Raw genomic sequence first — 623 nt, 5'->3', positions numbered from 1 at the left:
AGCGATCACGGTATCGTAAAGCATATCCGTGTAGCTGATTCTGGCGTTGTGTTTTCGCCAGCTTTCGAAGACATCAAACAATTGAGGAAGAAAGCCGAACTTATCGCTCAAATCAAGATCATAGAGGGTTTGTTGAGGTGACAGCAGGCCATTTTTAACGGATTCGATAAACTGGTGGCCTGCTTCAACGTAATCTTTCTTATTACGTTTGGCATCTTTAAGGGCTTCGGAATCAAGTATTTGATTTAGCATTCGCCAGATATGAAAGTCGATCTCCTTATCACTGAGGATTTGTTTATTAAATGGTCGCAGTTGCCCTTCTTGAATAAAACGTTGGTATAGCCGATAACCCATCGCATGAAAGGTTCGCACCTCGGGAAGGCGGCTATGGTGGTTACCGATCCGTCTTAGTTTGGCGGCAAAGTCGGTCTTTGCTGCTTTGTTGAACATTAGGATGAGAATTCGCCGTGCATCATGGCCCTGGCTCAATAGATATACTATCCGATGAGCTAGGGTCGTTGTTTTACCGCTGCCTGCGACAGCAGTGACCACATAATGAGCAAGGGGTGATTCTACAACCTTAATTTGCTCGGGGGTCAGGGTGATATCTTGGCTTGGATGCA

1 protein-coding gene is annotated in these 623 nt (G+C 45.6%); it reads right to left on the bottom strand.

Going from position 1 to position 623, the window contains the following annotated elements:
• The coding region (locus A3729_RS25200; RefSeq protein ID WP_156498126.1) for a UvrD-helicase domain-containing protein at positions 1-623 on the bottom strand (623 nt) is incomplete at both ends.

This window comes from Oleiphilus sp. HI0043, from assembly GCF_001634935.1.
The sequence above is the reverse complement of the archived record's forward strand: the minus strand, read 5'-3'. Positions and strand labels throughout refer to the sequence as shown.